The 14,245-nt window shown below is 46.5% G+C and carries 20 protein-coding genes and 1 pseudogene; all 21 read right to left on the bottom strand.

What is annotated here, in order from left to right; genetic code table 11:
• Positions 1-94: pseudogene (locus BW928_RS12175) on the bottom strand (tail assembly protein); the annotation flags it as partial.
• Positions 95-162: 68 nt separating this feature from the next.
• Positions 163-996 carry a hypothetical protein gene (locus tag BW928_RS10520; RefSeq protein ID WP_076556182.1) on the bottom strand — a complete coding sequence of 278 codons (834 nt, stop codon included), beginning with the start codon at positions 994-996 and terminating at the stop codon, positions 163-165.
• Positions 989-1,501, bottom strand: a complete 513-nt coding sequence (locus BW928_RS10515; protein ID WP_076556181.1) for a Panacea domain-containing protein — start codon at positions 1,499-1,501, stop codon at positions 989-991. The genes BW928_RS10520 and BW928_RS10515 overlap by 8 nt, the downstream gene beginning before the upstream one ends.
• 245 nt (positions 1,502-1,746) lie before the next feature.
• Positions 1,747-2,499, bottom strand: a complete 753-nt coding sequence (locus BW928_RS10510; protein WP_076556180.1) for a C40 family peptidase — start codon at positions 2,497-2,499, stop codon at positions 1,747-1,749.
• Between the two features lie 54 nt (positions 2,500-2,553).
• Positions 2,554-2,940: a hypothetical protein gene (locus BW928_RS10505; RefSeq protein ID WP_076556179.1), complete on the bottom strand. Its 387-nt coding sequence runs from the start codon at positions 2,938-2,940 to the stop codon at positions 2,554-2,556.
• Positions 2,941-3,729, bottom strand: coding sequence for a tetratricopeptide repeat protein (locus BW928_RS10500; protein WP_143821525.1), 789 nt, complete (start codon positions 3,727-3,729; stop codon positions 2,941-2,943).
• A 60-nt stretch (positions 3,730-3,789) separates the two neighbouring features.
• A complete protein-coding gene (locus BW928_RS10495; protein ID WP_076556177.1) occupies positions 3,790-4,458 on the bottom strand; it encodes a phage minor tail protein L in 669 nt (222 codons plus the stop codon).
• Positions 4,459-4,467: 9 nt separating this feature from the next.
• Positions 4,468-4,872: a hypothetical protein gene (locus tag BW928_RS10490; RefSeq protein WP_076556176.1), complete on the bottom strand. Its 405-nt coding sequence runs from the start codon at positions 4,870-4,872 to the stop codon at positions 4,468-4,470.
• 77 nt (positions 4,873-4,949) lie between these two features.
• Positions 4,950-5,279, bottom strand: a complete 330-nt coding sequence (locus tag BW928_RS10485; protein WP_076556175.1) for a phage tail protein — start codon at positions 5,277-5,279, stop codon at positions 4,950-4,952.
• Positions 5,279-9,238 (bottom strand): tape measure protein, encoded by a 3,960-nt coding sequence (locus BW928_RS10480; protein WP_076556174.1) that lies wholly within the window; start codon positions 9,236-9,238, stop codon positions 5,279-5,281. Before BW928_RS10480 ends, BW928_RS10485 begins: the two co-directional genes overlap by 1 nt.
• A 3-nt stretch (positions 9,239-9,241) precedes the next feature.
• Positions 9,242-9,565 carry a phage tail assembly protein T gene (locus tag BW928_RS10475; protein WP_078310328.1) on the bottom strand — a complete coding sequence of 108 codons (324 nt, stop codon included), beginning with the start codon at positions 9,563-9,565 and terminating at the stop codon, positions 9,242-9,244.
• 23 nt (positions 9,566-9,588) lie between these two features.
• On the bottom strand, positions 9,589-9,930 hold the full coding sequence (locus tag BW928_RS10470) for a phage tail assembly chaperone family protein, TAC (protein WP_076556173.1): 342 nt from the start codon (positions 9,928-9,930) through the stop codon (positions 9,589-9,591).
• A gap of 69 nt (positions 9,931-9,999) precedes the next feature.
• Positions 10,000-10,440 (bottom strand): hypothetical protein, encoded by a 441-nt coding sequence (locus BW928_RS10465; RefSeq protein WP_076556172.1) that lies wholly within the window; start codon positions 10,438-10,440, stop codon positions 10,000-10,002.
• Positions 10,441-10,443: 3 nt separating this feature from the next.
• Positions 10,444-10,803: a DUF3168 domain-containing protein gene (locus tag BW928_RS10460; RefSeq protein ID WP_076556171.1), complete on the bottom strand. Its 360-nt coding sequence runs from the start codon at positions 10,801-10,803 to the stop codon at positions 10,444-10,446.
• Positions 10,804-10,863: 60 nt separating this feature from the next.
• Positions 10,864-11,559, bottom strand: coding sequence for a hypothetical protein (locus BW928_RS10455; RefSeq protein ID WP_076556170.1), 696 nt, complete (start codon positions 11,557-11,559; stop codon positions 10,864-10,866).
• Positions 11,560-11,627: 68 nt separating this feature from the next.
• Positions 11,628-11,759, bottom strand: a complete 132-nt coding sequence (locus tag BW928_RS11350) for an HK97-gp10 family putative phage morphogenesis protein (protein ID WP_078310325.1) — start codon at positions 11,757-11,759, stop codon at positions 11,628-11,630.
• Positions 11,760-11,762: 3 nt separating this feature from the next.
• Positions 11,763-12,173 carry a hypothetical protein gene (locus tag BW928_RS10450; RefSeq protein ID WP_078310322.1) on the bottom strand — a complete coding sequence of 137 codons (411 nt, stop codon included), beginning with the start codon at positions 12,171-12,173 and terminating at the stop codon, positions 11,763-11,765.
• The gene (locus BW928_RS10445; protein ID WP_076556169.1) at positions 12,170-12,493 is read right to left on the bottom strand and encodes a phage head closure protein; all 324 of its coding nucleotides are present in this window, start codon (positions 12,491-12,493) and stop codon (positions 12,170-12,172) included. The genes BW928_RS10450 and BW928_RS10445 overlap by 4 nt, the downstream gene beginning before the upstream one ends.
• Before the next feature lies 1 nt (position 12,494).
• Positions 12,495-12,785 (bottom strand): head-tail connector protein, encoded by a 291-nt coding sequence (locus BW928_RS10440; RefSeq protein WP_076556168.1) that lies wholly within the window; start codon positions 12,783-12,785, stop codon positions 12,495-12,497.
• Entirely contained in the window at positions 12,782-12,991 is a 210-nt protein-coding gene (locus BW928_RS10435) for a hypothetical protein (protein ID WP_076556167.1), read from the bottom strand. The genes BW928_RS10440 and BW928_RS10435 overlap by 4 nt, the downstream gene beginning before the upstream one ends.
• A 61-nt stretch (positions 12,992-13,052) precedes the next feature.
• A complete protein-coding gene (locus tag BW928_RS10430) occupies positions 13,053-14,234 on the bottom strand; it encodes a phage major capsid protein (protein ID WP_076556166.1) in 1,182 nt (393 codons plus the stop codon).
• Positions 14,235-14,245 lie beyond the last annotated feature (11 nt).

Below are 14,245 nucleotides of genomic sequence, written 5' to 3'. Positions count from 1 at the left end.
AAGCATGAGCCGCCTCCCTTGGTGAATTGACCGCAAGGCGAAACACCCTGCCGAATTTTTTGGCAAGAATGCCGTGTAGATAGATGGTTTTCATAATTTTCGCCCAATAAAAAACCGCCTATCGGATGATAAGCGGTGATTTTTGAATGTAAAAAGCCGATTTTATTCGGCTTTTTGTTCTATTTTATCTCGAGATGTTTTCTTGTCTATCTCTGGCGTTATCTTGGTTGGACTGGTGTACCAAGCAACCAGAATCAAAACAAGGCAAATGCCAAAAACCACCCCAAATAAACATTCTAATGTAAATCTTTGATTGTCGTCATCTTTGCCATTTAGTTTTAGGATGATTTTGGCTAAAAAATACAGCAGGCACACAACGCACATTAACACCAATGCTGCCAAAAATACAATGGTGCTAAAATGAGTATCGCCATAGCTTATAATCGTATCGACCACATTTAATCCACCAAAAATGGTAACGATGATTGCGGTAAATATACCCAATATCGTCACATAATTGGCAAACATTGTGTTGTAGGTTTTTTCCGCTTTATCGGCATTATCCTTTGCGGTCTTGGCTGTTTCTTTGGCTTCTGCAGCAATCATTTGGGCTTGCTCAACCGAATTTTGCATAAATTCTTTTTGAGCGCAAGCAAGCATAATATGCCCAACAAGCTTTCTATGACAAACTTTAAGTCTTTGCCCCTTGGTTTTGCATCTTGGCTGTGCTTGAAAATCATCAATTAAGAGATTAATTTTTTCCTGAAAGCTTTCCAAAGAGTTGCTTTGTACATGGTAACTGCTCTGGAAAATAATGTCGGAAATATCCTTATATGGCAAGACAATAGGTTCATTGGGCGTAGATATTATTTGTTTGAACACTCTTTTCATGGCCAAAAAGGACTCTTGTGCCAACCTGTTATGTTCATCCGAGCCAACTGAAGATACGGATAGATAAATTTCAACCAGTTCAGCAATTGACTCATTGTTAGCCATAGGTTGCAGCCTTTAATTCATCTTCAGAATAACAAGGTTCAAACCCCTGCAAGATCTCAGGTTCAAAATTACGCCAAGCGGGTTCAGCGTGTGTTATATCCACGAGTCTAAAAGCAGATTCATTTAGCAAATCATCAATTACAGTATTAGCAACTATTGCAAACTTAAGGTCGCTTTCTAATGTTTTCACATTTGCATCAACATTCGCCCATTTTACAGAAAAAAGCTTCTTATCATCTTTGAATTCTATATATTCAGAAAGTTCTGTAATCTGAAGCGAGCCCAGTATTTTAAACTGATGATAGACACTTTTAACAACAGGACCGTATTGCCATTTGACCACATCTTCAGCGATTAATGGTTCATCATAGTTTTGTAAATACTTCGCCACCACATAATACAAAATTTTTTGTAGCTTTAGATGTGTTACAGGCTGATTACGCTTAACGGCTTCAGCCACAATGTAGTTAGCGACATCGATTGGGTTGTATGGCGGTTTCATCATGACAACTCCTTTTCCTTCAAAATGGGACAAAAAAGCCAAGCAAGTTAAAGTAACCGCTTGACTTTATAGGATTTTTTGACATTTAAATAATAAGATCGCATAAAAAATGCAATTTTTTCTGTATGGCTTCCCAACCATTGCTTGCTATTATAATAGCATCAAAACTCAAAAAATCAAGGAAAAATCATAATTTTTAAATGTTGTCAAGATTGTTTTTATGGAAAAGCTATGGTAGGGCGCTCATATCAAAACATCGACTGATGCCGTAGCACCATCGCCACTCGTTTTGCCCAGTTTTCGCCAAAGATTTCACGCACCGAATTACGCCCATGTGGGTGATGGATGACAAGATTGTTGCCAAAGATGGGCGGTGCGTTTTCGCTCAGCAAATCACCGCTACCACCCAGATAAATCAAGGCATGATTGGGATGATAAGTGCGTCCGACACGGCAGATGATGGCATCATGCTTTTGGATGTCGGATAATGGCACCTCCACAAAGCCTTCGGTTTTGAAATTCTCAACATACAAGCTTGGGCTGTTTTCGTCTTCCCACCAGTCCACCGCTCGGGGGTAGTCTGACAGCATCAAGCCACATTCACGCTCATAATAATCCCGCACAAGGCTATAGCAATCTTGCAAGCCATGCACATACGCACGCCCGACCAGTGGTGCGGTGTAGGCTTTGGGCTTGTGGGTGCGGATATTGACCACGCCTTGATTGACAGATGCAATCACCCACGGCACGCCATGTAGCGCCATCTGCACACGGTCAGGCTCTGATGGCATGGGTTCGCCATCTGGGTGGCTATGCACGATGGCTTGGATGTCAGCATTGACCAGTATCGCAGGGTCAATTTCAAAGCCGTTTAGCGTGTCGGGGGCGATATTGGTACAAGGCTGATAATCGCCGTCAATGATTAAGCCGCAGCACTCATGCGGATAAGTATCAAGCGCATGGGCTTTGATGGCGTCTTTGGTTGTCTTGGATAGTCGCATTTATTTTGTCCAACAAAAAACCACCCTTTGGGTGGTTTGTTTTAGAAAATGGATTTATTTAATGTGTGTAGCTATCATTCTTGGCAAATCATCAAGATATTTTTGAGCCTGCTTAACATCATGCCATGTAATCGTTTTTTGTAACTCATAATCAGCATGATGCCGCTTGGTTAGAAAATCTCTAAATCGAATCGCCAGCTTTTGTACGGATTTATCATTGGCCGACATCGCATCAAGTATCATACAGAGATTGTTGTGCGTCCCTGTATGATACTGATAGGTACTAATACCAACATCCTCCATAGCTTTTTTAAGCTCGTGAAAGGTGGCGTAATAGCCGCGGTTGATATATGCCCTAAAGACGCTTTCCGATGATTCTTCACCAATATCAGCAAACAATCCAGTGACACACTGATGCAATTCTTGAACACTGACAGACATTTATGCAGGCTCCAAATCACTGTATTCGGCAGGAACAAGGTGTATCATTACATCTTTGTAGTCGTTATAGTCCAAATTTTTGTCGTCAATCAAGACATCCAAAAATTCATCATCAAATCTTAGGCAGTCGTCACTTGCGACATTGTATAAATATACATCCATGCTTAATATGTTGCCAGCCTCTGTTTGGCTTACACCAATATCAAGATGGCAAGCGCCAAAGTAGCGACTTGACAAAAATTTCATGAGTAAGCCCGTCATATACACGAACTTATCTTTGGGTAGCCCAATCCGCTGAAGACATTCAAGCGTCGCTGTAATAAATTGCATTGTTTTTTCACTCTGACTTTTAATGTATTCACTATCCACATCAGTCAGTGCTAATGCTCGCTCAAGCATTTCGATGCTCAAGCTGCGATTGGCATTACCAATCGCCACAATAACTGCCATTTGATTGCTGGGGTCTTTTTTGATTAAGTCCAAGCAAACCTGATAGCTTTCTGCAGAATTACCCACATTAAATAAAGCTACAGCATAGTTATAAGATGCCAAATCATCCTTTAACAAATGTGCTGTTTTCATATTAGCAACTGCCAAATCGGCATGCCCCATAACCATATTGGCAAAACCTTGCAAGACATACCCATCTACAGCATTTGTCTTGACTAAGTTTTTACCACTATGGAGCCAAGAAAGATACTTAAAGCTATCAGGGTTTGTTAGACCTTGATAGCCATTAAGCTCTTCAAAAGCTTCATGAGTTTTGGTTTTTGGTTGCATACTTGTCACACATCTCTATATTGGTCGGCTCTTTATTCTAACATGAATAAATCAGCTTGGCAAAACCAATCAGATTAACCCCGCTGCAGGATAGCCACCAAAGGGCAAGGGATTGCCTTTGCCGTGGCGGATTTCACAGCCATCAATCCAGCCATTGCATCGGTCTAGTGCTAGATTGTCTGTTGGCTCATTATTGACCGTGTACATCGCCGTGCCTGTATAGCCACAGCACTCACCACGATAACCACCCGTCATCGCCCAGTGGCAATAATGGCCAATCATCCGCACGGGGATTTGGGCTTGACCAAAATCGACAGGATTGGATAGCTCGAACTCAACTACTTGGCTGTTGGCTCGTTTTTTCTGCTCAACATACCAAATTTGCTTTTTGTACTCAGGATTTGGGCTGGTGAGATACTTGGCAAGCGTGGTATAGACGGTCAGCACCGCCCCGACAAAATCACCACGCTGTAGCGTCAAGGCGTGCATACCACCCCAGTGCTCGCCCAGTTTGTTGTCAAACACTAGGCTTGGCATACTTGCCTTGCCATCGCCACGAGTCTCAAGCCCGATGGACTGCACCGCTGTTGGGGCGTAGTCCTTACCCTTGAAGGTGATGACATCACTGTGATGATTGTGGAAATAATACACATCGCCACCTTGACGACGGGCGTCAAGGCAGTAAAGCGTTACCAAGCCATCAACGGATTGTTTTTGGATATCTGCACTTAACGCCATAGTTGCCCCTTATACGCTCTCAGCCATCGTCTCAGCAGGTTTGGCGTCAGCAGTTTTGCACAGCACGCCATATTGTCCATCACGATACACGACGGCAAAGGCGGTGATAGTGCGTGCATTGTCCCAGCCTTTGAGTTGTTGGGTTTGCTGGGTCGCCCATGCGATGAGCTCACCCCTAAACACACTGACACGATTGCGTCGTAGCAAGCCGTTGTTTTCTTCATTGTTCACGACTTCAAAGCCGTCGTCTTCTGGGTAATAGACGATTTCGATATGATTGGCTTTTTCGCCGTGATTCGCTGTCCAAATGCCGACTTGAGAGATAAAGTTGCTAATCAAATTAGCTTCTTCACGGCTAAGCAATTGCACTTGTACGCTTTCGCTATCTGTTTCAATTGTTGCTACATCATTCATAATTGACTCCAAATAAAAAGCCCTTGACTATCAAGGGCTTGGTTGATGTTAACGACATTGATGTCGTCGAGTTAAAGTTAAAAGACTTGTTCAAGCTTTAGGCTAATCTGCCAAAAGTTGCCTTTACGCTGGCTGATACTATAGCCTTCGCAGATGTATTTATTTTTGACGCCAAAGGGATTGACCCAATAAAAGGGCTTAGCCCCTTTGTGCGCATCAATAAAATCCATGATCGGCTTAATCACCGTGTCAAAATCACCTGTCTTAGTGCCTGACCACGCTTCACGGCGGTTGTTAATGCCGACGCTGACACGCTGGACATAGCCATCGTTGTACTGGTTTTTTAGCACGGTTTGGGTGGTCTCAACCGACGCACCCATGTTGAGCTTGTAGTCAAAGGTTTGCATTAATACCCCCAGCCTTGGCGGTGTGCCTTGGCATCACGCTCGGCAAGCTTATAATCGATGGCATCACCGACCATCTTGCCGATGGTGACGATCAGATCACCGTTTTCTTGTGTTGCCGTGGCAGGCTCACCGCTGTAGTTATTGATGATGACTTTGGACTCGCCACGCATAAAGCGATTTGGGTTATCCAAGAACTTGGTCAAACGGTCGTTATCTCGTGGCTTGACCACACGCTCGCCTTTGTCCAAAATCCATGTGCCTTCACGGGGGACGCTGGCGATACCATCGTGAGCCTGACCAACGACAGGATTGGTGATGGAGCGGATGGCTGCAATAATCTTAAGACCTTGCGCCATTGCTGCAGCAATTTCTGTCGCACGCTGAGCTGGTGAAATGCTGTTTGCCATTGCGTTGCTGATGGCTTGATACATGGCAAGGCTTGCTTGTGAGATAGTGACTGCTTTTTGCAGGCTAAACATCACTTGGTATGCCTTGGATTGCTCGCCAAAGCTTGATTTGGCAAAATCAGCCGCTGCACTCAGTTGCTCACTGGCATAACTCAAGCTCATCTCAAGCATCGACTCAAAATGTGCTCGGCGTAGTGCAATGCGTGCAGCATCTGCTTCTTCGCTAATGCGTGTCAGCTCGTCTTCATGACCTTGCCATTTGGCACGGCTTTCGGTCACAAAGGCGTCAATCAAGGCTTGTTTTTGCTCAAAGGCTGCTTGCGCTTGGCTAAATTGATTTTGCGATGGTTGCACGCCCAAGCCAATCATCTCATTAAGTACATTGACACGATTGGCGTTTGGGTGTAGTGCATCGCCATTGGCAGCAGCTAAGTGTTGTTGCTCAGCAATCACCGCAAAACGCTCACGAGCCATGGCCAGCTGCTTTTCTTCTTCCGTCGTCATATCATCGACGATGGTCTTGTAGGCAGTGGCGGTGGCTAAGCGTTTTTGGAGCTCAGCGTTTGTTTTGATGGCAGTTTGAATCTGCTTATACTCATCTGGCGCAAGCTCTTTGAGCGCATTGTACTGCTCAAGCGTCTCATTTTGCTTTTGCTCAATCTCAAGCAGACTACGAGCATAGTCATTGCCTGCCGAGAGTAAATCAAGCTGCTTTTGTAGCTCGATATTGGCATTGCCCATCTCGTGGGCAACTTGGGAAACGTCCATCTCGGCAATCAAAGACAATGCCCGCTGATATTCCGGAGTGTGCTGTATATGCCAACTTTCTTTAGGATTTTCGAGATTTAGGCTATACGAACCTCCCAAACTATTGAGTGTATTGTACTCATTGCGTGTCTGAGCCAAAAATCTTGAGATATTGGACCCGGTCGTTTCCAAGCTCTCATAGTGGTCATGCCAAGATTTTTGGATTTCGGCATAGGCTTTGTTGGCATCTTCTTGGCTGGCCGCCATGATTAAGTCGCGCTTTAGCTTGATTGGCAGTTTTGCCATATCCCCATAAAGCACTTCATAGGTCATCTTGCCAGTTTCAGAGTCGTTGCGGTTATGCTCACGCATCCACTGATTTTTTTTAAATTCCTTAGTGGCATTTTCGTAAGCTTCAGCAAGCTTTTTGGCGGCTTCAGCGGCGATGTCGTCAGCGTCAGCTTTTTCTTTGCCTGCTTTAGCGCCATCTTTATCAGCTTTGCCTTTGCCTTTGGCTGCATTACTTGCATCGGCTAGGGCTTTGGCTGTTGCTGCACCTTGTTGCCCCATATCTTTTGCTGATTTGTTGGCGGCTTCGACTTGATCAGCGTAACCGAGAAAGCCTTTTTCGATACCAAAATCAGTACTATTGTAAGTTTCTAGCCAGCTTCCACTAGTATCAGCAGTACTAACTTGCATCTTGATTGGCTTAACGACATATTTAGTGTCATCAAGCTTGCCAATTCTAGCATCAAGACCGACTGCTTCAGCGGCAGCATTTGCTTTATCTACCAATCCGTTAATGTTTTTGGCAACTTGAGAGTACTGACTAAGTGCGCTATTAATACTATTTGCAATGACTTCAGAAACTGTATTGAATGCATTGGCGAAGCCTGTCTTGATAGCATTCCATAACCCGACAAAGGCACGGTGGATTGACTTGACTGTCGCATAGACAGCAGCTGCCAATCTATCTAAGATACGAGCGCCTACTTGCAACACACCCACAAAACCACCACGGGTATTGGCAAATAGACCGCCAAATAGTTGACCGACAACCGATGTCGTGCCACCAGCATCAGCCATAAAGCCTGACAAAAAGGTGCTGGCGGAATTATACAGCGACATAAAGCCGTCAATACCCATATCCACCAAATCACCAAGCATCAGACCGACGATTTTGAGCGCATCAGATAGGCTGTCCATCGCTTTTTGCAGTCCCATGGTGCGTACAGCGATGGCGGCGATAATCCCACCAATAATCATCAATGGGTGCGCCATGATAATACGACCAAGCGATGCAAACGCACCTCCAATGGCGACCACGCCACGACTTGCCAATGTCGCTGTACCGACCAAAGCACGCTTGGCAACGGTACTGGTGACTATCGCTCGGGTATATGCCATCGCCGACACCGTGCCTGCCTGCATCTCTCGGCCAAATGCTACGACACCTGCAGTCGCACGAGTGGTCGCACCCACCAAGGCTGCCTTAGCACCATTGATGGTAAATAGCTGTCTGGTATATGCCACGCCGTTAGCAATGCTGGCTCGAGTCGATGCCACAAAGCCTGTCACTGCAGCGACGCTACGAGCGGTGGCGGTGCTTAGGGCGTTTTTGGCGTTTGCCAAAGTGACTGTCTGCGCAATGTATGCTTGCATACTACCAAGCGTTGTCGTCACTTTGGTGCCAAACGCTGTGAGTGCACCGGTGGCACGACCGATGGCAAGGCTTGCCTGCTCAACTGCCATCACCCCACCGCCTGTAATCACCAAACCTAGACCAATCACGGCAAGCTTGGCTCGTGTGGTGCTAGCAGTATAGGCTTCTGTACTATATGCACTCGTTACAAAGCTTCGTGCACTAACCATCGCCTGACGGCTATTGGCTATCATTGAGCCTGTTAGGCTGTCCACGCCAAGCTTGGCAATCAGCCAGCCATGTGCCATCTTAGCGCCTATGGCGGCAGCTGCAACGCCTGCAACCGTGGCGATAGTCCTAAGGTTAGCCCCTACAAATGCAATGACATCAGCAATCTTGGTAGTGATACCGGTGGATTCGTTTAGGATGTCATGGACGATATAGCCAAAGTTGTCACGCACCACGCCCAATGCTGCAGTGATGGTACCTGGCATCTTGGCCGCCATCGCATCCAGCTCTTTGGTTGCGCCTGCTACGGCATCATAGATGACTTGGCTTGTGATTTGACCTTTGGCGCCCAAATCCTTGAGTGCGGCGGCTGATACACCCATCTTTTTGGCGATCAGATCTGCCAAAATCGGCACTTGAGAGACAACTGAGTTAAACTCTTGTCCCTTTAGTGCACCCATGTTCAATGCCTGACCTAGCTGTAACAGCACCGCTTTTTGGGCGTCAGCCGATGCACCTGCGACGTTCATCGCCGTGGTCATGTTATTGGTAAACTGTAGGACGTCTTGCTGTGATTTGCCCAGTGCAGACAACGCACGCTGTGAGCTTGAGTACAAGTCCACAACGCCTTCGAAGCTTGAGCGCTGACGGGTAGCAATCTCACGCAAACGGTCCTGGACGGCGCTATACTCTTCGGCTGATGCAGTCGCTAGGCGTACCTTGGATGCCAAAGATTGCATTTGGTCGGCAGTCTGCTGAATGGTATATAGCGTGCCTGCACCGATGATACTGCCAAGATTGATACCGCTTAGGGCTTTGTTGGCAATGGCACGCAAGCCATTAAGTTTTTGCTCTGCTTGCTTGGTTGATTTGCTGATACCACGGTCAAAATGAGCGGTATTAGCACCAAGCACAATATTGATTGATAATGCCATATTTTACCCCTGTCTAGCCTCAAGCCGATCAAACATCTCTGCCAGTTGCCGTGCTTCTTGCTCGCTGTCTTTGATTGCTTGCTCGTACTCGTACTGCTCACGCATCTCATCGGTCATCGGATTTGGATCAATCGGCAAAAAGTCAGATAGTTTAGCATCACCGCCACCACATTGTGCATAGACAATATGAGCGGTCTGCAAATCCGAACGAAAACCCCCAAAGGGGTCAATGCTGTCATACGCCATCCACTCGATATACTCGTCATAATCAAGTCGATGGGATAACTTATTGACCGTGCAACCCAGCTGTAGGGCTAGTTTGAACAAAAATCGTCTTTGGGGGTTTTCGATTAGTTTTTTTCAGCAGTCTCAACGGTCTTGTTAAAACCGTTAAAATGGTTAATCTGATCAGCAAGACCAAACAGCATCTCAACTGGCATCTGTAGCACTGCGTCCAAGTCATCAGTGGTCAATAGCTGATTGCCATCTTCGTCAGACAGTCCGACAAGTGCAAGATTGGCAACGCCTTGGAATACATCCGCATCTTTGCCGTCGTTGAGTTTTGCCAACTCTGATTGCTCTTTAACGCTGATTTTACGGATATAAAATGACTGATCGCCCACGGTGACTTGCTTTGGCTTGGCAGGTTTGGCGATGGCTTTGAGTAGGGTATCACGAGTAAATTTAGACATAATTAATTACCTTTTGTTGATTGAATAAAAAAAGAGCGTATGAGACGCTCTTTGGATGGCTGATATAGATTAGCTGCTTGACGGCTCAACTTTGGTGACAGCACCAGTGATTGAGATTGTGCCTTGCTTGCGAAGCTTTTTCTTCGTGTCTTCGTTATCGGTGGTGTATTTGCTGATGATACCAGTAAATTGACGGCTCTCAGCAGGTGCATGAGTGAATGTCAAACGCCAATGCAGCTCAGTGCCGGCATCAAAGGCGGTCTGCAGGCTCTGATGGACGGTGTCTTGTGGGTCAAGCACGATTTCGAACTCAACTTCACCTTCTTCAAAGAAATTAATCGGTGCTTTGATGGTGCGGTTGTCATCGGTGCTGGTGACTTCGTCCATCACCTTTTCTTCGGACGGGACGCCTGCCTTTTGCAAGTGCTCGATTTTCTTGAATTGCGAACCGTCAGTTGAGACAAGCAACTGGTAGAAGCTGTCCTTCAGGTTTGCGACGTTTTTTGCCATGGTTTATTCCTCCGTTGGCTTGGTGGTGTGATTAAAGCTATATTCGATGATGGCACGGTACAGTCCGCCGTCGGCAGTGTACTGCGTGCTCTCATGCTGTGATGATGCGATAGTGTCGAGTGCGTCAAGCACATCAGTCGATAATGCCAAAACGCTGTCATAATCATCGCCGTAAATATCAATCTGCATCCGCACTCGCTCATGGTGCGTGATGCCGTCAATGGTGGTATAAGGCGTGCTTGAGACTTGGCTGTAGATGATGTACGGTGTCATCTCATCGGCAAGCTCAGGCACAAACAATGGATAAACCCTGTTATCCACTAGGGGTGACAGGGCTTGGTAGGTTAATTCTGATGCGTTCATAGTTTTTTTGGGTAATAAAAAGCCCACTGCGTATGCAATGGGCTTTGGGTTTAGGGTAAGTTAATTCGTGTTGAAGTTTTTGATTACTTTGTAGGTGATGCTTTGGTTGGTGGCTTCGATAACTTCGAGTAGCGCCCCTTTATAGCCAATTTGTTTTGATTCCGATAAGTCATACTCAACATCATTATTGAAGGCAGGGCGTGCTACATCGCTACTAAACTCACGATAGGCAATATTGATTTTATTGCCAACTTTGCCGTTGTATAGTAGCGTTTGCTGAAAAGTGCTACTGCCAGTTGTTGCCCAATTTTTCTTCTCAAAACTCAAGCCAGTTGTGCATCCTGATGGGATTGCAACACCGTTAAGGAAGCAAAGTGCATTATCGGCTTTTCTTAGAACAACTGCACCCTCAGCCATTGCAGGTGAAGTTGTCATACCTCCCAAATAATGAACTCTGCCAGCATCAGCACCAGCTACTACCGAAAAATACTCAAAACCATCCTTTTCTCCTGATTTTGGGTAATAACCTTGAGTAAGGCTAGCTCCCAAGCCTAGCTTTTGCGCTAACGGCACATACAACGCTAGACGTTCTGTGGCTGTACCCTGTATTAACAGTTTGTCACCCAAGCTTGCAGTATTTACACTGCCAATCGGTGGTTCGCTAATCTGTTTTGTTGTAGGCGTATAGTCCATTGGCACCGAAGCGCAACCAACAATCATTGTCGCAGCAAGCCCTGTAAAAATCAGCTTTTTCATGTTTCACTCCTTAAAAATAAGCAATACTGTGTAACATAAAATAACCAATATTTACCCAAAAATCAAGCCTAGCCTGTGTGCTTTTTAATGTTTTTGGCAAGTTGGGCTTTAAAACGTTCGACGGCTTTGTCTTCGTTTTGGTCAAAAGCAGGACGGATAAACGGCTGAGCACGATGATGGCGAGTGCCGTATTCGACCATATGTCAATAAAATGCACTATAGCCTGTCTTGCCTGCCACACGCACACCAATACCGACAGAAGCACGGTGGGGGTTTTTGCTCTTTTTGGTCAATCTGACACGGCGGATATTTTTACGCAGTAGTGCAGGCTCTTGCATAACAAACTTGCCCTCTCCGCGCTTAGCTCGATTGGTAGCGACACGGCGTTTTTTGCCCGCCTTGGTATGTGTCGTTTTGCCTTCGCCTTGACCGCTTGACATATACCGCTTATAGGGTGCGGTGGTCTGTGGCACGGTTTTGCGAATCTGATTGACCATCGGATTGCTGGCAAAGTTGAGTGCATTATACAATGCCTTGCCCCGCAGATCTTCTTTGAGATTGCCAAGCTTGCGATCAAGGTCTTCTAGACCTTCGACTTTGACGCTGATTTTCATGCCACGCTCCTTAACATCACAGTCAAATATTCCATGCCCGAGCGGTTATCTGCCAGTGGTTCGCCGTCGATTTCATACACTTTGCCCACGTGTTCGACACGCTGACCGCTATGGATATCGCCACGGTAGCGGATGATAAGCCGTGCTACTGTCTGTGAGCCTGCTGCCTTGGCGGTCATCACATCTTTGGCGGATAATGGGACAAATTGCCCCCAAATCGTCAAGATATGCTCCCATTTGATGGCGACTGCGCCAGTCTTTGAGCGAGATTGCATCTGATCAAAGATTTTGATGCGGTGGCGTAGTTTGCCTGCTTGCATATCATACCCCCATCAGTCGATATGGCTGTAGTAGTGCGTTCACTGCCACGGGTGCAGTGACGGCATCACGGTTGTCGTACCAGTGGTTAATCAAGATTAGCATAGCGTTGGTGATGGCTGGATTGATGACAATGCCATACTCGTCATCATCTGGGACGGCATCGGCATAGATGGTACGCCCAAGCCAAGTCTGCACCCAGTCAAACGCCGAATCATGGTACTGTCCAAGTAGTGCATCGTCATCATCAAGCTCAATGCGACAATGCTGCTTAATGATGTCTAGTGGTATCATGCATCTGCCTTATTTTCTACGGTTTCTGCTTTGTTTTCGGGCGTTTCTGCCTTGGCTTTTGCCTTTGGTTTAGCTTTGGTATCAATTGGCGCAATCAAACCGCCATCAATCAAGGATTTGGCATGGTCAGGGTCGTTAACCACTCGGATATCCCCGTCGAAGTACTGCTGATCGCCAAAATGCTGCTTAATCACTTGGTATTGCATAGTAACACTCCAAAAAATGCCAAAACCCACGCATGGCATGGGCTTTGGTCAGGGTTTAGGCTTATTTGGCCGCTAGCGTGCCGTGTACAAACGCTTCGGGGCGATACACTGCCAACGCTAGACGTTCTTCAGCTAGGATGGTGACAAGGTTTTTGGTGAAGTCGTCATTTTCAAAGCCGACTTGTACACTAGCACCTTCACGATCGAATAGCTGAGCCGCCATGTCGAACGCACCAGTCAAGAATTTGCCCGCGCCCATTGCTTGTGTGGCAACCACTGGCAAGCCCCAAAGTGTTGGCTGGATAGTGCCTTGTGGGTTGCCAATGAGATAGCGACCGTTGTCGTCTTTCATCAGCTCAATTTTGGCTAGGTCGATTGGGTTTAGTACAATCGCATTGGCGCCATACTCTGCCAAGTGAGTCTGTAGCATCGCTAGGCGTAGCTGATCGATGATGCTGTAATTGGCTAGGCTTGCCTTGTCAGCAAATGCGGTCGCCTGCGGGATAATGCCTTTTAGGTTGCCACTTAGGCCATCGCCATTAAGCAGTTGCTGCTCTTCGACAAGCTTCAAGCCGTAGATTAGGCGACCATTGATATGACTTGCCAATTGCGGTGCGTCATCTAGCACCTGTTTTGATGCCTTGATATAGTGTGCCAAAGTCTTGACGCTGATTGACTCTTCGCCGAATTTAAGCGTTGATTGTGCTTTTTTATCGCCTTCGTTGGCTTGTGCCGCCGCCGCATTAGTAAAGCCAGTCTCTTTGATGTAGGTGATGGCGTTGCTTGATGTGCTACCTGCCATCAGTAGGTCACGGATGGTCAAGATGCGGTTTGGTGCGGTCTGAATACCAGCCAAACGCTGAGCCTGAATCAATGCACCTGTTGAGCCGTCGCTGTCAGTAGTGGCTGATGTCACCAGTGATTTGACATCTAGCTTGGCACGCTGTACGCCACGTGGGTCATCGACTAGGTTTTTGTAGCCATCGGTGGCAACAAACTGTTCACCAAGTGATTTGGCTGATTCGGTGTACTCATGTGGGCGTGCGGCTGCTTGTGCCAGCTCCAGCATTTGTGATTTGAGCTCACCAAAGGCGGTCAATTGTTCGTCAAAATCAGCTCGTAGCTGAGACAGGCTCTTTTCGCCATGGTCTAGGCGGCCTTGAAGTTCTTCGCCAAGCCCTTTGATTTGTTCGGTAGCTTTGGCAAATTCTGTAGCAAGTTGGGTGTGAGTTTGATCTGTCATGACAGTCTCCA

The sequence above is a fragment of the Moraxella cuniculi DSM 21768 genome (assembly GCF_900156515.1).
GTDB lineage: Bacteria > Pseudomonadota > Gammaproteobacteria > Pseudomonadales > Moraxellaceae > Moraxella > Moraxella cuniculi.
The sequence above is the reverse complement of the archived record's forward strand: the minus strand, read 5'-3'. Positions and strand labels throughout refer to the sequence as shown.